The sequence below is a fragment of the Paramixta manurensis genome, from assembly GCF_013285385.1.
GTDB lineage: Bacteria > Pseudomonadota > Gammaproteobacteria > Enterobacterales > Enterobacteriaceae > Paramixta > Paramixta manurensis.
Genome location: NZ_CP054212.1, coordinates 2,805,878 through 2,824,944, shown reverse-complemented (window position 1 = coordinate 2,824,944; position 19,067 = coordinate 2,805,878). Strand labels below are relative to the sequence as shown.

Genomic DNA, 19,067 nt, shown 5'->3' with positions numbered 1-19,067 from the left:
ATTTAGTGTTGGCTTTTAGCGCAGAACAGGCCATACTCTTTATACATTATTACGTATAAAAGGGAATTTAATGCGTAAGAAACTGCAATTTATTGACAGTAGCTTAGACGATTTGCGCGCGTTTCCGGATGGCGCACGGCAGGATATGGGGTATCAACTTGATCGAGTCCAGCAAGGGCTTGAACCGATAGACTGGAAGCCATTCTCAACCATTGGGCCTGGCGTGCGTGAAATCCGGGTAAGAAATGAAGATGGGACTTATCGTGCCATCTATATTGCGAAGTGGGCAGATTCCATCTACGTATTGCACTGTTTTCAAAAGAAAACGCAGATTACCGCTAAATCCGATGTACAGTTAGCGACACAGCGTTATAAAGCGTTACTGCAGGAGTATAAAAAGTGAAAATTGAAACCTTCGATAGCGTATGGGATGCCATCAGCGAGACGCGAGACGAGGCAGAAAACCTGAAAATACGTGCGCAATTGATGAATACTCTTAACGCTTGGATCGAACGTAAAGCTCTGAGTCAGGCTGAGGCTGCCGCAACGCTGGGCGTCAGCCAGCCTCGCGTATCCGAATTAGCCCGCGGCAAAATCACGCTGTTTAGCATTGATAAGTTAATCACCATGATGGCAAATGCCGGGCTGCACATTACGCGTATCGAAATCAGTGAAGCGGCGTAATTCGCCCTACGCGTTTGCCAGACAATAAAGGGTGGCGTATTTACCGCCACCCTGTCACTTTTAACGGAACGGCGGTTCGTTAAAGGTCCGCAACTTACGGGAATGTAACTTATCTCCCTCCGCCCGCAACAACTCCACCGCGCAAATCCCTATCTGTAAATGCTCCGAAATGGCACCTTCGTAAAAACGGTTAGCTTGCCCCGGCAACTTAATCTCGCCATGCAACGGTTTATCCGACACGCAGAGCAAGGTGCCATACGGTACCCGGAAGCGATAACCTTGCGCGGCTATCGTGGCACTTTCCATATCGACCGCGACCGCGCGGCTGAGGTTAAAACGTAACGCCGAGGCGGAATAGCGTAATTCCCAGTTACGATCATCGGTGGTCACCACCGTACCGGTACGTAGACGTTGCTTAACTTCCTCGCCGGGCATCCCGCTGACGGTTTTCGTCGCATCATACAGCGCACGTTGTACTTCAGCGATGCTCGGAATCGGAATATCCGGCGGCAGTACCGCGTCCAACACGTGATCGTCACGCAGGTAGGCGTGAGCCAGTACATAATCGCCAATCGACTGGCTCTCACGCAGGCCGCCGCAGTGACCAATCATCAACCAGGCGTGCGGGCGCAACACGGCCAGATGATCGCAAATGGTTTTTGCATTTGACGGCCCAACACCGATATTGACTAACGTAATGCCGCGGCCATTGGGGGAGGTTAGGTGCCAGGCGGGCATCTGATGCTTCTTCCAGGCTAAATCGGAAACCATTTGGTCGGGGTTGGGTGTATCGGCGGTAATCACCGCGCCGCCCGCGCAGGCCAGACCATCATAAGGCGAGTTCGGATCGGCAATTTGTTCGCAGGCCCAGGTGACAAATTCATCGACATAACGGGTGTAGTTGGTAAACAGCACAAACGGCTGGAAATGTTCCACTGCCGTGCCGGTGTAGTGGCGTAGACGCGCCAGCGAAAAGTCGGTACGTAACGCGTCAAAGTGGCTGAGTGGGAACGTCGACGCGCCATTCACCAAGCCGTCGGCGGTTTCATCACTCATATTCGCCAGATCGGTGGTGGGAAAATGTCTGGCAATATCCGCGCTCATCGAGCGGTCCAGCGCCAGGTCAGCGCCATCAATCACATACGGGAAGGGGATCTCTTGCCGGGAAGGGCTGACTTCGATTCGTACCGTATAATCCCGCTCAATCATCGCCAATTGTTCCGCCAGATAGTGGCGCAGCAATTCCGGGCGGGTAATGGTGGAGGCATAGCTGCCGGGCCGGGTAAAACGCCCCCAGGCGCGGCTACGATTATGGCCGGACGAGATGCCATCCCAGCTAATGCGTAATTCAGGATAGACGAATAGTCCGGCTTCACGTTCGGCAGGATCGGGCAGCGTGCCGTCATCAACAAAACGTTTAATGGCATCCCGTAGCGCATTGACGGCCTGATAATATAACGCGTCAAGTTTATCCAGCGCTTGCGCGGCGGTAAGGTGAGTCGATTGCATCCCCATCGTAGTTACTCCTTTCGGGTTTATCGTCGGCATTGCCAAGAGGTATAGCCTAAAGTGAACCCGCGCGCAGGGGAAGCGCTGGAGAAAGATTAGTACGAGGGGAGACGTTTCCCGCTGACCACCTGCTGCTGTACCGCCAACACTTCACGCAATGAAATATCATCCAACACAGCACGGGTAATCGCGTTGTCTTTGGCTATCACCAGCGCGGCGGAAAACATTTCGTTGGTCAGCAACGAGGCGTTATGTTCGGAGAGCGGCCAGGTAATCAACTCCTGATGGTTGAGCGACAACCCGAGCGCCGAATGGTGCCAAACCGCGACGTCGCACACGCCATTGATCAATGCGGCGGGAATATGCGCGTAACTGACATCAACGTAGTTGTTATCCGGGAACTCAATTTGCGTCAGGGCGACGTGATCGAGCGAGTGCCGGTCAATACCCACGCGCGGATTTTTCGGCAACTGGTCGCGCGGCACGCGCGCCACCACAATCACCGAACCGGCGGCATAATAGCTGCCTGGCGTCAGGATGCTGTGAATACATAATTGCGGCGTTTTAGTGACTAATGCGTTAGCCGCATGCGCGGACATCACCGCGACAAAAGAGAGTGCGCTGGCAATCGCCCGCGAACGTTGTGCTGAGCCGTGACCGAAGACGAAATAGGAGGGAATATTGTGCTGGTCCAACGCATCACGCAGGCCGGTTGCCATGCCCTGAAACTCCCAGCTCAACGGCAGCGGCATAATCACCGACAGGGGCGGTTGGCCGGATATCGCCCATAAGCCGCCAATATTTTTTTCCACAATAAAGGTGCCCTGACGCTGTTTCGATGCCAGTACCACCAGCTTATCATTCTGTAATTCCAGCAGGGCTTTTTGAATGGTCCCGGCGCCGACGCCGATTGCGGTGCGCAGTTCGCCAATATTTGGCAGGCGTTCGCCCGGTTTTCTTTCCAGAATGATACGAGCGACCATTTCAGTCGCTCGCTGTTGCGGTGAGTCAACCTCGCCTTTAGGGCGAGGCATAACCCAGGGTTCAGCCTTTAGGTTCATATCGTTTTAAATATACGTCTATTGTTCGCTCACGACCAAAGAATGACACAAGGATGGAGCCCAGCAGGCAAATCCCGGCGGCAGTAATAAAGACCATTGCCCAGTTTCCGGTATGATCGATAATCGCGCCAGCGACAATGGGGGAGAGGATGCCCGACAGGTTCGCAATGCCGTGGACAAAGCCCATTACGCCACCCAGCCGCTGGCTGGGTACGACATCGCCAATAATAGCAAAATATTGTGCCCCGGTAATATATAAGGAAAAAACCACGCCGGACATCAGCAAAACCGCACTAATGGTAGTGCTGACGACGCTAATAAAAGCAAACAAAATAGAGGTAATAATTAATCCACTGACAATCACCATCGCGCGGGCGGCAATCGGTTTACCCGAGCGACGCGCTAAAAAGTCAGAGAGGATGCCGCCCCCGGCGAAGCCAACCACACCAAAGATCCACGGCAGCGCGCCAGCGAAAGCCAGCCCTTTCAGATCCACGCCGCGCACATCGGACAGATAGATAGGAAACCACGTCAGGAAGGTAAACAGCACCCAACCGTATCCGAAAAACGCTACCGAGGTCGCTAATAGCAGCGGCATACGGAAATAGAAGCGTAACGGGGGCACTTCGCCCTGCGCGGACGTAATCGGCGCGGTAATTTTCTCCTGCTGGATGGCAATATCTTCCTGCGTCGCCCAGGGGTGTTTCTCCGGCGTGTCGCGAACCACGATAAACCAACCAATCGCAATAAAAATGCCCAGCAAGCCGAGGACAACAAAGGCCCAGCGCCAGTCGGCGACGCTAATTAACGCCACTACCAGCGGGGTACCAATCGCGCCACCTAACGGTGTTGCGCCCTGTGCCAGCCCCATCGCCGTTGACATTTGGCGCTGCGGAAACCAGTTATGCATAGTTTTGGTTGATACCGAGCCCTGTGGCCCTTCGCCAAAACCAAATAACAGGCGAATGAGAAACAGCAGGGTAAAGCTGCTTCCCAGCGCGGTGAGGCCGGTAAACAGTGACCACCAGGCAACGGCAATCCCCATAATATTACGTGGCCCGTATTTATCTGACAGCCAGCCGCCAATAAACGAAAACGGCGCGTAGCTAAAGAAGAAGGCGCTGGCGACCAGACCAAATTCGGTACTGGTCATGCCCAGTTCTTTGATCATGTGTGGCCCCGCGACCCCCAGCGCGGCCCGGTCAGCATAGTTCAGTACCAGCACCAGTGCGGTCATCCCAAGAATGACCCAGCGGAGCTTACCTTTTTTCTGTGGAGGCGGTTGTACTTTGTACTGCGCGGTCTCGATTGACATGGCGTCACCTTTGCTGATTGCACGTTTGACGGAACGATATAAACAATATACAGTAATTTGTAAATTACGAAGCCATAACGCTAACCCTTATCTCAATTGTTTGAAGCCACCCACAAATTAAGGAGTCGTATGAACACGCAAACATCTCGCAGCGTTGAACAAGAAAGCCTGATTGGCGCGCTGCAAACGTTGTTACCGGCCTGTGTGATTGAGGATGCGCCAGAGGTGTTAAAGGCAAAAGCGCAGGATCGCTGGCCGATTTCCGCAAAATGGTCCGCAGAGGAGTTGCAAAGTCATCTTCCGTTGGCAGTGGTGACAGTGCGCTCCGCCAGCGACGTGTCACAAGCGTTGAAATTCGCCGCGCAGCATCAGTTAGCGGTAGTTCCTTACGGCGCGGGCTCCGGCGTAGTGGGCGGCGTAGTTAACCAACGTGGCCACTTGTGTCTCGATCTAGGTGGCCTGAACGGCAAGCCGCAAATCGATAATGACAACGGCGAAGTCACCGTACCGGCGGGGGTTTTGGGTGGCGATCTGGAAAAAATCCTCAACCAACACGGACGGCGTATTCCTCACTATCCCCAGTCGTTGGCACTGGCCAGCGTTGGTGGCTTAGTGGCAACCCGTTCATCCGGCACCTTTAGCAGTAAATACGGCAATATTGAAAACTTTGTCGTCTCCCTGGAAGTGGTGCTGCCGGATGGGCGAATTATCACCACGCGCCGCGCGCCACGCTCTTCAACTGGCCCGTCGATCACGCAACTGTTTGTGGGTAGCGAAGGGACGTTAGGGATTATTACCTCGGTGACGCTACGTACTCTGCCGCTGGCGAAAACCCGGCGTTTCAGCGGGGTCGCATTTAACAGTATCGACAATGGATTGAAGGCGGTACGTCAACTGCTGGACGAGGGCATTACACCTGCCGTGATCCGTTTATACGATGCCCAGGAAGCGGTACATATTTTTGAGAAAAGCGAAATCGCCGGTAATGACCGGGTGTTGCTGGTACTGGCATTTGATGGTCATGACGCGGTAACGCAAGCGGAACAACAGGTGGCGCTGAAGATCACGGCCCAACACCAGGGGGACGATCTTGGCGCGGTGCCTGGCGAAGTGTGGGAGCGCACGCGCTTTGATGCCAGTTGGCTTGATCGCGGGAATGCCGGTGCATTTTCCTTCGCTGATGCGATTGAAATCTCCGCCAGCTGGCAGCAACTGCCCGGACTGCATGGCGCAGTGTTGAATGCGATTGCGCCTTACGTTGATAAAGCTTTTGCGCATTACTCCCATTTTTACAGTAATGGCGGCGCCATCTACTTTATTTTCTTCACCTCAGGCAAAGATAAACGCGAGTCGGAATCACGTTTCCATACCGTGTGGGATATTACCCTGCGTACCGTGCTGGAACAGGGCGGATCGATTAGCCATCACCACGGCGTGGGCGAAGCGCGTAAACACTGGATGAAACATGAACACGGCGACAGCCTGAAGGTGTTGGCCGCGTTGAAACAGGCGCTCGACCCGCGTGACATTTTGTCGCCAGGCAAACTGGGGCTGAATGAAATCAAAGGAGAACAGCAATGAGCGCACTGCAACCGGTAGCAATCACGATTGGCGATCCGGCGGGGATTGGCCCCGAGTTAAGCCTGAAGGTCGCCTCCACCGATTCGTTAATGACCGACACGCCGATCGTCCTGATAGGCTCTGCCGATCTGTTGCGCCGTGTAGCGGCGCACCTAAAAATCGATGTCGACATTCGCACCATTACACACCCGCGTGAAGCGCAGCGGCGTCCGGGCGTGGCATGGGTAATTGATGTGCCGCTGGATGCACAAAGCGTGGTACCGGGTGAGCTAAGCCGCCAGTGCGGCCAGGCAACGGTCGATGCTATTCGCCTGAGTACCGAGCTGGCGCTGGCGGGTGAGGTCTGTGCAGTGTGTTCGGCCCCGGCGAATAAAGAAGCTTTTCACCTTGCCGGCCACATCTTCGAAGGGCAGACGGAAATTTTTGCCCATCTCACGCAAACCACCTCTTTTCATACCATCATGATCGGCGGCCCGCTACGCGTCAGTTTGATCAGCGCCCACTGCTCGTTATTAGAAGCGGTCGCCAGGGTTAAACAACCGCGTATTGAACGCATTATGGGGGAACTGCACCGCTCGCTACGGGAAGAGTTCGGCTTTGCCAATCCGCGTATTGGCGTTGCTGGCTTAAATCCGCATGCCGGTGAGAATGGCGTATTGGGCAGTGAGGAAATTGAACATATCCGTCCGGCGCTGGAAAACTGCCGTCGGCAGGGGATGAATGTCAGCGATCCGCTGGCGGCAGACAGCCTGTTCTGGGCGGCGGAAAAGGGCGCTTATGACGCGGTGCTGGCGATGTATCACGATCAGGGCACCATTCCGCTGAAGCGCTTTGGTTATGTGACTTACGCGGTGGGGTTACCGATTATCCGTACTACCGCCGGACATGGCACCGCGTTTGATATTGCCTGGCAGGGCGTTGCCAACGCGGAGTTGTTGTCTCGGGCGGCGAAACAGGCCGAGTCGCTGGCGCTGACCAAAGCGCAGGGACCAGTGAACTGACGCAGAAGGGAGAGATTATGTCGGCATCCTGTATCGGTATTGTGGCGGATGATTTAACCGGCGGCGCGGCGATAGCGGGGGAAATTGCCCGTCCGGGCCAGCCGGTGCCGGTTATCCGGCTGGAGAAAACCTGCCCGCTGCCCGCCCAAACGCTGGTGGTGGAAACCAGTAGCCGTTATATGCCCGGCGCGCAGGCGGCGGCACGAGTTGAGCAGGCGGTAAGTCGGTTGCAGCAGGCCGGTTTTACTCTGCTGATGAAAAAAATCGACAGCACATTAAAAGGGAATGTGGCAACGGAGTTAGCGGCCTTTGCGCGCGCCACCGCCGGTCGTGTCGTGATTGTTGCTGCCTGCCCGACCATGCAGATCAGCGTGCGTGAGGGGTGGCAGTGGAAGGCGGCGGAGAAAGGGGTTGATGTCGCAGGATTGGTTGGCGATGCGCTCGGCTGGCGACCGGATGTCTTACCGCTGGCAACGGTACGCGAAGGTAAAACGGCGGTGAGCGCCTGGTTCCGACAGCATGCTTCGCCGGTTATCGTTGCGGATGCTGAAAGCCAGCGGGATATTCAGCAACTGGTCGATGGCGCGCGGCAGGCCGGGATTGATGGTTTTGCCGGGGTATATGGATTGGGACAGGCGCTGGCCGGATTAAGCGAGCCAGCCATGCCGCCACCGCCCGATGGCGCTCATCGGTTGTTGGTGATGTCCGGCTCGACGTCGCGTGCGAATATGGCGCAAATCGATTGGCTGGTCGCGCAGGGCGCAGAGGCGATCACCATTGATGTCGCCGCCCTGTGTGGTGAGCAGCATCGGAGCGAGATGGCGCGGTTAAGCGCCGCAATCGCCGCCAGCCGGTCGCCGGTGGTGCTGTTGCATACCGATGCGAAAAACAGCGCTGCCGTGGTGCGTGAGGTGTGCCGTGCCCGTGGCTGGAACGACCGCGATCTGGCGCAGGCGCTGGCAGCGCCTTTCGCCGAGGCGGTGCGCCAACTGCCGCAGGCCGGGCTGTTTCTGGTGGGCGGCGAAACCACCGGCGCGTTATTCGATCTACAAGGATGGCAAACCCTGCGGGTGAATGGCGAGTTCTCCGCCACGGTCTCAATCGCCCGTGTGCCCGCCACGCAACACCCGGCCATTTTCACCAAACCCGGCGCATTCGGTGCCGAAACCGTTTTGCATGATGTTGCGCGCTGGCTGCTGCCCCACCTGTAGCCACCCCATTCACTATCGACGGATGGCGAATGACCGCCGCCACCGCCTTACCGCGAGGAAGAGAGAATGCGCTATATACCCGGATTTCGTCTTGATAACAAAATCGCGCTGGTTACCGGCGCCAGTAAAGGATTAGGAGAAACCATCGCCCATGCGTTGGCGGAGTCCGGCGCGACGGTGGCAATTGTCGCGCGGGATGGTGAACTGTTGTCGCAGGTTGCCCGCACCGCTGAGCAGGAGTACGGCGGCAAAATGATTCCGTTTCAGGCGGACTTAATCGACATTCAGCAATTCGATGCATTAGTCACCCAGGTTGAACAACAGGTAGGGCCGATAGATATTCTGGTGAATAACGCCGGAACCAACATCCAGCAACTGGCGGTGGATGTGGATGAAGAAACGTGGGATTACCTACTCGATCTGAACCTGAAATCGGTGTTTTTCCTCAGCCAGGCGGTGGCGAAACGGATGCTCAACGCACAACGTCCGGGCCGCATTATTAATATCGCATCACAAATTGGCGAAGTGGGTTTCTATAAGCGTTCAGCCTATGCCGCCAGTAAAGGCGGCCTGGTCCATATGTCGAAAGTGATGGCGCTGGAGTGGGCGGAACAGGGCATTCGCGTTAACTGCGTTGGCCCAACCTTTGTCGAGACGCCGTTATTACGAAAAACCTTCCAGGACCCGGATATTGCCAGCGAAGTGATGCGGCGTATTCCAATTAAGCGGCTGGGAATGCCCTCTGAAGTCGCCACCGCGGTGGTGTATCTGGCGTCGATCGGCGCTGATTTGGTTACCGGACACCATTTACTGGTCGACGGCGGCTGGACGGCACAATAACGGTATCCTACAGAGTGAGGCAGATAATGAAAATCGGCATGATAGGACTGGGGCAGATGGGCTGGCATATGGCGAAAAATTTGGCTGCCGCCGGTTATACGGTGTTGGGTTTTGACCCGCGCCCGGATAGCGAAGCACGTATGGCGGAGGCGGGCGGTACGGTACGCACCTCACCAGCGGCCGTGGCTGCCGAAGCGGAAGTCACGGTATTGATGGTGCTTAACACGCAGCAGGCGGATAGCGCAATTTGGGGTGAGCAAGGGTTTGCCAGTGGCGCCAGGCCCGATAGCACGCTAATCGTGATGAGTAGCCTGTCGCCGGTGTATGTCCGTCAGCTCGCGGAACGGTCGGCGGGAAAATTTGCCTTGTTGGATGCGCCGGTTAGTGGCGGCGTTGAGGGCGCGCGTGCCGCGTCGTTAACTATCATGGCCTCGGGCCCGGCAGCATTACAGGAGAAATGGCGCCCGGTCTTACAGGCGATGGGGAAAAATGTGGTGAATGTCGGTCTGCAGGCGGGATTGGGGGCGACGATGAAAACCATTAACCAGGCGATGTATTTTTGCGCGCTGGCCTCGGCATCAGAAATGGTGGTTGCCGGGGTTAAGGCCGGTCTGGATCCCGATACCATTGTGCAGGTGGTCAGTACCAGTAGTGGCGGCAGTTGGGCTCTGGCGCATCGCGTGCCGTTAGCATGGCAGACCAATTATGTCAGCGGCGCAACACTGGCGATTGCCGGGAAAGATCTGCGTTCCGCGCTGGAGTTGGCGACTGAACTACAAACGTCATCCGAGATCACGCAACTGGTGTTTCGGATCATCGATGAGGGGTTAGCGCGCCACAATCAGCTGGGCGACGACCCGCTGGTGGTTGAGCTGCTGGAACACCTGAGCCACTACTCTATCCGTGATGCGTTACATCAACGCACTGGCCAATAAACCGCAGGCGCGGAGAAATCACTGCCGCGCCTAAAATAAATCGAATAAAAACGCGTCCTGGGCTGTTCACTCTCTAAACCCCTACAGGAGAATCACCATGTCGCGTTTATCCTTTATCTTCCGGCTGGGAATGGTTGTTTCCCTCGGCTTGGTCGCCGCGCCGCAGGCGCTGGCCGACACGCAGCACTACGCGATTGATACGCAGACCACCTCACTGGAACTCTCCTGGCAGGTACTGGGCGTCACCAATTCGCACGCCAGTTTTTCCCATATCACCGGCAATGTGGTGATGGATGAGCAGAGCACGTTTAATGACAGCATCAACGTCACCATCCCGGTGAGTACCATCGATGCGCATAACCGCCTGCTGACCGGTCAGTTAAAAAGTCCGGGTTTTTTCAACCAGCCGACCTATCCGCAGGTGACCTTTACCAGTACGCGGGTGGTGGCGGAAGGTAATAGCCATTACCGGGTGTTTGGTAACCTGCGCATTAAAAATATTACCCGACCGGTGATCCTCGACGCACAGTTGTCGCGTAGCGATAGCCCCGCCGCAAATCAGCATCATCTGGCTTTTAATGCGGTTACCGCCATTCAACGCTCAGCGTTTGGTATGACGCAATATATCCCGATGGTGAGCGATAAAATTGAAATCGCGATTGCGATTGATGCGATACAAAGCTAAGCGCGAAGTAACAAAAAAACATTTATCTAAGTAGGTTAGTGAAAACAGAGGATTGCAGGTTAAGCAATAAGTTAGGTGATTGCTAAAGAGTGGCGATTACGGAGTAATACTAACCGCTGTCGCCACTTGGCAGGGTAGCCAGAGGATTCTGAACACTCCCATTTAGTTGGATGTGATCTGATTAATAATCACGCCCTTAATATTTCTGTTTTCGAAAAAAAACTGGAGGCAGTTCATCTGGGTAAAATCACCATAGTTTTTGGTGTTAGTGCAATACTGAACTGTATTGCCATTTGGTTTATTCAGGAAAATTGATGAGAAGTTTTTTAATGAAGCGCCTTGCAAAGGAATTCCCTTAACCGTAACGCTTAAATCACTCTTGTAAGGAGTGCAGTTTTCTTGCGGTTCTGCCTTGGCAATTGCAATTGATGTTAAATCTCCTTGGCCCATCTCATTATCAGAGATAAACCAGTAGTTGACACCTTTAGAAGTAAGGCACAGCCATGATGCCTGGTTGCCTTGATTAACCGTTACGCCAGCCGTTTTTGCTATGTCTGTAAGGCTGCTAAATTCCATCGCATAGACATCATCGCCAACAATTACATCGGGCGCTAAATTTTTGTTGGTATTGTAGTTAGGGATGGATGAATCGTCTTGGTAGTAGTTGGCTCCAAAACCTTCCATTTGCGTAGCCATTGCAACGGAAGATAATATGCAAAGAGTAAGAAGGAGATATTTCATTTCACCTTTAACTCCCTGTCACCGCTAGCCCCAATGCTCTTTCTGACGCTGATAGGGGCGATAATACAACCTTCAGATGAATCCAGCGGATGTTTTTTGCTTGCACCATGAATACGGAAAGCAGACCGCCCACACATAGCGTTGCTCAGGTTAGGGGTAAGGTTGAGCGTGTATTTACCCGTGTGGGCCGAGTTGTGAGGGGAACCGATTGTATAAGTGCCTCTGGGAAGTGGGCCTTTACCACTGACACATTCCTTAGAGCTATCATTCTTATAACCTGTTGCACCTGCATAATCTGCTGTGTATTTTTCACCATCACGGGTGAAGGTGTGCGTTGCTACATCGTATTCCCATGCCATTATGCAGCCCGTCCATTCCATGAATCAGAGTGAATAATATTACCATCCAGATAGTGCCATGTGATTTTCTCGTAAGCTAAATCCACATATTCAAGATGGTCGTGTCTTTCCCATTGATGATTTTTTATGTCCATCATAAAAGGTTCTATTTCTGTTACCCTCACGTTCTCCAGCGTAGTCCTGAAATACTCCTCTTCTTGGCCGTTATAGTTGATGCGATAGAATTTGAACACGGCCTTTTTAAGGGTTTGACCTGAAGAGAGCGCTGTGTACAGATAGGAGGATGAGCTATCAATGCCTTTCATAAATGCATATGAGCTATGTAAGTGTTTTGCTGTAGCTTTGCCTGTTAGGGGATCGGTGGGCTGTTCTATGGAGTGCATCAGTTCGCTTACTTCGATGCTTCCCTCTCTGCCATGCACATCAACACTACCCTGTATAGGTGCTCCACCATTATCTTCAAGCCATAAGTAAACCGGAATAGCCATTCAACAAACTCCTTGTCACGATAAAGTGGAAAATTATCTTCCTTATCGTCTTTATAGACGAAATGTTATTCAACCTTTAATTGATAAAAATCAATTAAACGCCGCCACTTCGTCACCATGTATGTGAAAGATCGAGGGTAGCTAATTGATTAGAAAACCATGAATTCCAGGTAACAAAAAAACCATCAAGGTTAATGGATTGTGTCCAACCGACGAATCTGACGTTTTTTATTTAAATTATTGTTATTAAATTGCTTTTAAATTTATTTGTAGTCAAAAAGGGCTGTAATCCACGCTAAATAGAGGGCTATACTGACTCACTTTTTTCGCGGAAGATAATTATGCCCCCGTTTTGGCGTCAGGCATTTCAGTATTTGCGCTCTGGCCGGAGACGCCTGTCGGTGTTTCTGGTGGCGCTATGCTGGCTGGCGCTTAACGCTCAATTAGCGCTGGCGGCACACCGGTGCGAAATGCTGCCGCTGCCGGGGGCCATGGCGCAACATCACGCCAGTTATCACTACACTTCAACGCCGCACAGCCTAAAACCACCCAGCCCGATCTGCGAAAAACACTGTACCGCCGATCCCTGGCAAAACGATAACGGCCACGTCAAAATAGACACGTTGCCGGTTGTGACCACGTTAATTATCCAGCCACCCGCACAGCAAATAGCGGTGGCATCGCCATGTTGGTTGATGCCGCCAGCAAGTGGTCCACCCGCTGAAATTCGCTTCTGTCGCTTCAGAGAATAGTTCTGCCTTCCCACGTTTATGTCGCCGCGCATTAAGCGTTGGCTGAAGGTTTGCTATTTTCTGGAGAACATTTTATGAAACAACGTCTACCGGGCTTGCTGCTCGTAGGCGCCGTGTGCGTGACAGCGGCATTCAACGTCAAGGCCGACAGCCTGACGCTTGCCCAAACGCTACGCGCCGCCGAGCGCTATTCCGCCGGTCTTTCTGCTAATCAACACCAGGCACAGGCGCTGAACAGCCGTGCCGACTCCGCATTGCAATTACCCGACCCTAAACTGAAATTTGGTGTGGAAAACCTCCCGGTACAAGGTAATAGCGCGCACCGTTTTACCCGCGATGGCATGACCATGCAGACGCTCGGCATTATGCAGGAGTACGTCAGTATGGAGAAACGCCAGCGCAAATCGGATGCGCTGCATGCCGAAGCCGAAAGCATTTTGGCCAACAGCGAAGTCCTACGCAGTACGTTGCAACGCGATGTGGCACAAGCCTGGCTGGATTTATGCCTGCTGAGCAAAGCGCGTGAAACAGCCCGCCATCTGATTACTGAAGCCGAACGACAAATTCCTGCTATCACCCGTAGCGTTGCCAACGGCGTGGCAGGGAGCAGCGTGCTGGAGGCGCGCCTGACCTTGTCGGCGATGCGCGATCAACTGACCGATGTAGAGCGCGATCTGACGCTGGCGCAAACCCGGTTACAGCGGCTGACCGGTGAAACCATTGACACGGTAAGTGGTGAGCTGCCGCGCTATACGCGCCTACCGGCGGAGCCGGATGTGTTAGCGGCAGGCGTGCTGCAGCACCCGGAAGTTATTCAGGCCAGCCGTGAAGCAAAGGTCGCCAAAGCGCGTTCCGCGCAGTCGGCCATCGCGGCAATCCCGGATGTTGGGGTTGAGGTGTACTACGCCAAACGTTCAGCGGGCAACGACGATATGGCCGGGGTAATGGTGACGATGGATTTACCGCTATTCCAGGCGAAACGGCAAAATAAAGAGTATGCCGCCGATGTGTCGCAAAGCCTTGAGGCAACCGATCGTTTAACGCTATTAACCCGCGATCACCTGGCGCAACTGCATGCGCTGGTCGCGGAATATCAGGCGGCACACACCCGTTGGTTGCGCCAACAGCAAGAGATATTACCGCTCCAGCATCAACGGCTGGCTTTACTGCTGGCGCAATACCGTAGTGGAACCGCCAATCTCGCCGCCGTATTAGAAGCGCGTCGTGGCGTGCTCTCCAGCGAACTTGATGCCAACGAGGCCGAGCGTGCGCTGGCGCAGAGCTGGGCCGCGATCCGTTATTTAACGCCACAGGATGTGCAATGATGAAAAAAATAATCCTCGGTTTCACGGCATTAATAATCTTTGCCGCCGGGATCGGCGCCGGTCGGTGGTTCGGTCAATCTCCGGCGATGCCCGCTATGCTTGCTGACGAACAGCCGGCTACCACCGCGCGGACGGTGCTCTATTGGTATGACCCGATGGCGCCGGGAACGCGTTTTGATAAGCCGGGAAAATCGCCGTTTATGGATATGGACCTGGTGCCGCGCTATGCCGACGAAGTGACCGCCGCGGGAGGTGTCGCTATTAGTCAGCGTCAACAACAAAACCTGGGCGTGCGCACCGCGTTAGCGACACTGCGTAAACCGGAAGGACAATTGGAAGGCTGGGGAACGCTGGAAGTAGATGAGCGGAGTATCGAAACCCTCTCCGCCCCGGCAAATGGTCGGCTTGAAAAGCTGTGGGTGAATGCCAGTGAACAATTGGTGAAAGCCGGTCAGCCATTGGCGGATCTGTGGATCCCAGAGTGGACGGCTGCACAACAAGAGTATCTGGCCATTCGGCAACTTGGCGATGTGGCTTTATCGGCGGCAGCGCGTCAGCGATTGCAGTTGCAGTTTATGCCGGAAACGCTGATCCGTTCACTTGAGCGCAGCGGGCGACCGCAAACGCGTATCACGCTACGTGCCGAACATGACGGCTACCTGAATAAACTGGAGGTGCGGGAAGGCGCCCGCTTCAACGCGGCGCAACCGTTGTTGACTCTGGCAAGTCTCAATCCGCTGTGGATGGTAATGGACTATCCACAAAGCCAGGCAAGTGCTTTGCAGGTTGGCAGCCATATCCGCGCCACCTCCGCCAGTTGGCCTGGCGAGATATTTAGCGGGAGCGTCAGCGAGTTGTTACCAACCGTTGATCCCACCACCCGCACCTTAAAAGCACGGGTAGTGCTGGATAACCCCGCCGGAAAATTGCGGCCGGGTATGTATCTCACACTGAGCCAAACGTCGACGGCGCACGCGCAACCGGTATTGAGTATCCCGCAGGAAGCGTTGATCGTTTCCGGGCGCGACAACCGCGTATTGGTTGCGGAGGGCAGTGGCTATTTCCGACCGGTGAAAGTGGTGACCGGCGCCGCGCAGCAGGGCTGGGTTGCGATTAAGGCCGGGCTGGCGCCGGGTGACCGGGTGGTGACCTCCGGGCAATTCCTGATTGATTCCGAAGCCAGTTTACGCAGCGCGTTACCCTCTTTTACCGAGGATGAGGCTGATGTCGAGGCCGGAGCACCGGTATCGCCTGAAGAACCTGCGCCTGCCGCCATGGAACATGCGCATGGAGGCCACCAGTGATAGCCAACATTATTCGGAGTGCATTACACAACCGCTTGCTGGTTCTGCTGGCCGCTGCGTTTATGGCGATATGGGGCGTGTGGGCATTACAAAAAGCGCCGCTGGATGCGTTGCCAGATCTCTCTGATGTGCAGGTTATTATTCGGGTGAGTTATCCGGGTAAAGCGCCGCAACTGGTGGAAGATCAAATTACCTGGCCGCTGACCAGCACCATGCTCTCGGTGCCTGGCGCTAAAACGGTACGCGGCTATTCAATGTTTGGCGATGCCTACGTCTATGTACTGTTTGACGACGGCGTCGATCTCTATTGGGCGCGTTCGCGCGTACTGGAGTATTTAAGCCAGATTCAAGCCAGTCTGCCTACCGGCGCTAAAGCTTCACTCGGGCCGGACGCCACCGGAGTGGGATGGGTGTATGAATATGCGCTGGTAGATAACAGCGGGCACTACAGCCTCGCGGATTTGCGCGCGCTGCAGGATTGGACGCTGAAATATGAATTAAAAACGGTGCCTGGGGTGGCTGAAGTTGCCAGTATTGGCGGGATGGTTCGGCAATATCAGGTGGTGGTCGATCCCGACCGGATGCGGGCGCTTAACATCACGCATCAGCAAATTGTCGGCGCGTTGCAGGCCGCCAATCAGGAAGGCGGCGGCAGCGTACTCGAAATGGGTGAAGCCGAGTATATGGTACGCACGCGCGGCTATTTGCACCGTTTACAGGATTTCGACAACGTCGTGGTCGCCAACCGGCAAGGGATCCCGGTGCTGCTTTCGGATGTGGCTACGGTGCGGCTTGGGCCGGAGATCCGCCGTGGCGTGGCGGAACTGAATGGGGAAGGTGAGGTTGCCGGCGGCGTGGTGATTATGCGTTCCGGCAGCAACGCGCTCGACACCATCAATGGTGTGAAGACTAAATTACACCAATTGGCGCAGACGTTACCGCCTGGCGTGAAGATTGTGCCGGTCTATGACCGCTCGCAACTGATTAACCATGCGATTGATAATCTGACCCATAAGCTGGCGGAAGAGTTGGTGGTGGTGGCGATTATCTGCGCGCTGTTTCTCTTCCACCTCCGTTCAGCGCTGGTGGCGATAGTGACACTGCCGCTTGGTATCCTCGGCGCCTTTGTGGTGATGCACTATCAAGGTATCAGCGCCAACCTGATGTCGCTCGGCGGCATTGCCATTGCGATCGGCGCGATGGTCGATGCGGCGATTGTGATGATTGAAAATATGCACAAAGCGCTGGAGCAGTGGCGGCACCAGCATCCTGACCGTCAACCGAACGCGACGGATTACTGGCAGGTGACGCAACAATCAGCCATTGAGGTTGGCCCGGCGCTGTTTTGTAGCTTGCTGATCATCACACTCTCCTTTATTCCGGTGTTTTCACTGGAGGCGCAGGAAGGGCGGCTATTTTCGCCGCTGGCATTTACCAAAACGTGGGCGATGGCGGTTTCGGCCGGGTTGGGGATTACGCTGGTGCCGGTGTTAATGGGCTATTTCATTCGCGGCAAGATCCCCGATGAACGGCGTAATCCACTCAATCGCTGGGCGATCGCGCTCTATCAACCGTTGCTGGAAAAGGTGCTGAACTGGCCGAAAACCACGTTGGCGGTGGCATTCGCGCTGTTGGTGGCAACCCTTTATCCGCTGAGCCAACTGGGCAGTGAATTTATGCCGCCGCTTGATGAAGGCGATTTGTTGTATATGCCGTCCACCTTGCCGGGGATTTCGGCGCGTGAAGCCGCACGGTTATTGCAGCAAACCAACCGGTTGATTAAAAGCGTCCCTGAAGTCGCATCGGTATTTGGCAAAGCCGGACGTGCCGAGAGCGCGACCGATACTGCGCCGCTGACGATGCTGGAAACCACTATCCATTTTAAACCTCGTGCCATGTGGCGGCCTGGTATGACGCGGGAAAAACTGATTCGCGAACTGGATAGCGTCGTGTCGGTACCTGGGATTGCCAATGTATGGGTACCGCCGATTCGTAACCGGCTGGATATGCTCTCTACCGGGATTAAAAGCCCGGTTGGGATTAAGGTGAACGGTAATGATATTCAGCAAATCGAACGGGTAGCAGAGCAAATTGAGCAGGTGGTGCGCAAAGTCCCCGGTGTTACGTCGGCGCTGGCGGAGCGCCTGTCCGGCGGGCGCTATATCGATATTGCTATCGACCGGCGGCGCGCGGCGCGTTATGGCGTGAACGTTGAGGAGTTGCAGACGCTGGTGTCGACGTTGGTGGGCGGCGATAACGTCGGGGAGATCATTGATGGTCGTCAGCGTTTCCCGATCAATCTGCGCTATCCGCGTGAGATACGTGATTCACTGCAAAAGATCGCTGCATTGCCGGTGGTGACCGCCTCTGGCGCACAGCTAACCTTAGCGCAGTTGGCGGAGGTGACGGTTACCGAGGGGCCGCCGATGTTAAAAAGTGAGAACGGGCGTTTATCCGCCTGGATTTACGTTGACCTGCGCGATCGTGATTTAAAATCGGCGGTGGATGACATGCAACGCGCGGTGGCGCAGCAGGTGACGTTGCCGGCAGGCGTCTCGCTCACCTGGTCCGGGCAGTTTGAATACCTGCAACGCGCCAGCGCGAAGCTGGCCGTGGTTCTGCCGGTGACGCTAACCATCATTTTCGTGTTGTTGTATCTCACTTTCCATCGGGTGCGTGATGCATTACTGATTATGGGCACCTTACCCTTTTCATTAATCGGCGGGATCTGGCTGCTGTATGCGTTGGGCTATAACCTCTCGGTTGCCGGGGCGGTAGGGTTTATTGCCTTATCCGGCGTAGCGGCGGAGTTTGGCGTGATTATGGTGTTGTACCTTAATCAGGCATTACGGCGGCGTGGAACCATCAATTCTGATAGCGAACTGCGTCTGGCGATTCATGAAGGAGCGGTGCTGCGTGTCCGGCCAAAAATTATGACGGTGGCGATTATTATGGCGGGGCTGTTGCCAATTATGTGGGGCGATGGCGCAGGCTCGGAAGTGATGCGGCGTATTGCCGCTCCGATGATCGGCGGTATGATCACCGCGCCACTGCTCTCTATGCTGGTGATCCCGGCGCTTTATCTGTTGTTACACGGTCGGAAGAGGGCGTAATAGTTACGATTGAGCGGGCGCAGAGAGTCTGCGTTCGCTCTTATTGTGTCCGATATGTAAAAAAGCGTTAAACAGTGCCGGAAAGCCTTTGCATAATAGCCCTCCATTGACCATCATCATAACTCTTCTCCGCGACTTCTTAAGCTGGACCCATCTTGCAAAA

The 19,067-nt window shown here is 54.7% G+C and carries 18 protein-coding genes; 12 read left to right on the top strand and 6 right to left on the bottom strand.

Going from position 1 to position 19,067, the window contains the following annotated elements; all coding sequences use genetic code 11:
- Nucleotides 1-70 precede the first annotated feature (70 nt).
- Entirely contained in the window at nt 71-403 is a 333-nt protein-coding gene (locus tag PMPD1_RS13735; protein WP_173634576.1) for a type II toxin-antitoxin system RelE/ParE family toxin, read from the top strand.
- A complete protein-coding gene (locus PMPD1_RS13730; RefSeq protein ID WP_173634575.1) occupies nt 400-684 on the top strand; it encodes a helix-turn-helix domain-containing protein in 285 nt (94 codons plus the stop codon). The genes PMPD1_RS13735 and PMPD1_RS13730 overlap by 4 nt, the downstream gene beginning before the upstream one ends.
- Before the next feature lie 60 nt (nt 685-744).
- Here the strand turns inward: PMPD1_RS13730 and PMPD1_RS13725 are convergent, their stop codons facing one another.
- The 3 genes from PMPD1_RS13725 to PMPD1_RS13715 all read right to left on the bottom strand — a co-directional run bounded on the left by PMPD1_RS13725 (nt 745) and on the right by PMPD1_RS13715 (nt 4,569).
- Complete coding sequence (locus tag PMPD1_RS13725) at nt 745-2,199, bottom strand: AMP nucleosidase (protein ID WP_173634574.1); 1,455 nt, start codon at nt 2,197-2,199, stop codon at nt 745-747.
- A gap of 89 nt (nt 2,200-2,288) precedes the next feature.
- Complete coding sequence (locus PMPD1_RS13720; RefSeq protein ID WP_173634573.1) at nt 2,289-3,227, bottom strand: YhfZ family protein; 939 nt, start codon at nt 3,225-3,227, stop codon at nt 2,289-2,291.
- Between the two features lie 10 nt (nt 3,228-3,237).
- The gene (locus PMPD1_RS13715; protein WP_173634572.1) at nt 3,238-4,569 is read right to left on the bottom strand and encodes an MFS transporter; all 1,332 of its coding nucleotides are present in this window, start codon (nt 4,567-4,569) and stop codon (nt 3,238-3,240) included.
- Between the two features lie 129 nt (nt 4,570-4,698).
- Between PMPD1_RS13715 and PMPD1_RS13710 the strand changes: the two genes are divergently transcribed.
- The 6 genes from PMPD1_RS13710 to PMPD1_RS13685 all read left to right on the top strand — a co-directional run bounded on the left by PMPD1_RS13710 (nt 4,699) and on the right by PMPD1_RS13685 (nt 10,822).
- The gene (locus PMPD1_RS13710; RefSeq protein WP_173634571.1) at nt 4,699-6,150 is read left to right on the top strand and encodes an FAD-binding oxidoreductase; all 1,452 of its coding nucleotides are present in this window, start codon (nt 4,699-4,701) and stop codon (nt 6,148-6,150) included.
- On the top strand, nt 6,147-7,151 hold the full coding sequence (pdxA, locus tag PMPD1_RS13705; protein ID WP_173634570.1) for a 4-hydroxythreonine-4-phosphate dehydrogenase PdxA: 1,005 nt from the start codon (nt 6,147-6,149) through the stop codon (nt 7,149-7,151). Before PMPD1_RS13710 ends, pdxA begins: the two co-directional genes overlap by 4 nt.
- 17 nt (nt 7,152-7,168) lie before the next feature.
- The gene (locus PMPD1_RS13700; protein WP_173634569.1) at nt 7,169-8,362 is read left to right on the top strand and encodes a four-carbon acid sugar kinase family protein; all 1,194 of its coding nucleotides are present in this window, start codon (nt 7,169-7,171) and stop codon (nt 8,360-8,362) included.
- Nucleotides 8,363-8,428: 66 nt separating this feature from the next.
- A complete protein-coding gene (locus tag PMPD1_RS13695) occupies nt 8,429-9,202 on the top strand; it encodes an SDR family NAD(P)-dependent oxidoreductase (protein ID WP_173634568.1) in 774 nt (257 codons plus the stop codon).
- 26 nt (nt 9,203-9,228) lie between these two features.
- On the top strand, nt 9,229-10,137 hold the full coding sequence (locus tag PMPD1_RS13690; RefSeq protein WP_173634567.1) for an NAD(P)-dependent oxidoreductase: 909 nt from the start codon (nt 9,229-9,231) through the stop codon (nt 10,135-10,137).
- A gap of 97 nt (nt 10,138-10,234) precedes the next feature.
- Nucleotides 10,235-10,822, top strand: coding sequence for a YceI family protein (locus PMPD1_RS13685; RefSeq protein WP_173634566.1), 588 nt, complete (start codon nt 10,235-10,237; stop codon nt 10,820-10,822).
- Between the two features lie 162 nt (nt 10,823-10,984).
- On the opposite strand, the gene PMPD1_RS13680 is transcribed toward PMPD1_RS13685, so the two are convergent.
- From PMPD1_RS13680 to tssD, 3 genes are read right to left on the bottom strand one after another with little or no spacing between them, the layout of a single operon-like run.
- Nucleotides 10,985-11,563 carry a hypothetical protein gene (locus tag PMPD1_RS13680; protein WP_173634565.1) on the bottom strand — a complete coding sequence of 193 codons (579 nt, stop codon included), beginning with the start codon at nt 11,561-11,563 and terminating at the stop codon, nt 10,985-10,987.
- Nucleotides 11,560-11,922: a tlde1 domain-containing protein gene (locus PMPD1_RS13675; protein ID WP_173634564.1), complete on the bottom strand. Its 363-nt coding sequence runs from the start codon at nt 11,920-11,922 to the stop codon at nt 11,560-11,562. The genes PMPD1_RS13680 and PMPD1_RS13675 overlap by 4 nt, the downstream gene beginning before the upstream one ends.
- Nucleotides 11,922-12,410: a type VI secretion system tube protein TssD gene (tssD, locus tag PMPD1_RS13670; RefSeq protein WP_173634563.1), complete on the bottom strand. Its 489-nt coding sequence runs from the start codon at nt 12,408-12,410 to the stop codon at nt 11,922-11,924. Before tssD ends, PMPD1_RS13675 begins: the two co-directional genes overlap by 1 nt.
- Before the next feature lie 341 nt (nt 12,411-12,751).
- Here tssD and PMPD1_RS13665 point away from each other — a divergent pair, with 341 nt between their 5' ends.
- The 4 genes from PMPD1_RS13665 to PMPD1_RS13650 all read left to right on the top strand — a co-directional run bounded on the left by PMPD1_RS13665 (nt 12,752) and on the right by PMPD1_RS13650 (nt 18,904).
- Nucleotides 12,752-13,162, top strand: coding sequence for a hypothetical protein (locus PMPD1_RS13665; protein WP_173634562.1), 411 nt, complete (start codon nt 12,752-12,754; stop codon nt 13,160-13,162).
- Nucleotides 13,163-13,236: 74 nt separating this feature from the next.
- Nucleotides 13,237-14,487, top strand: coding sequence for a TolC family protein (locus PMPD1_RS13660; RefSeq protein ID WP_173634561.1), 1,251 nt, complete (start codon nt 13,237-13,239; stop codon nt 14,485-14,487).
- On the top strand, nt 14,484-15,791 hold the full coding sequence (locus tag PMPD1_RS13655) for an efflux RND transporter periplasmic adaptor subunit (RefSeq protein ID WP_435529693.1): 1,308 nt from the start codon (nt 14,484-14,486) through the stop codon (nt 15,789-15,791). Before PMPD1_RS13660 ends, PMPD1_RS13655 begins: the two co-directional genes overlap by 4 nt.
- Nucleotides 15,788-18,904: an efflux RND transporter permease subunit gene (locus PMPD1_RS13650; protein ID WP_173634560.1), complete on the top strand. Its 3,117-nt coding sequence runs from the start codon at nt 15,788-15,790 to the stop codon at nt 18,902-18,904. Before PMPD1_RS13655 ends, PMPD1_RS13650 begins: the two co-directional genes overlap by 4 nt.
- Nucleotides 18,905-19,067 lie beyond the last annotated feature (163 nt).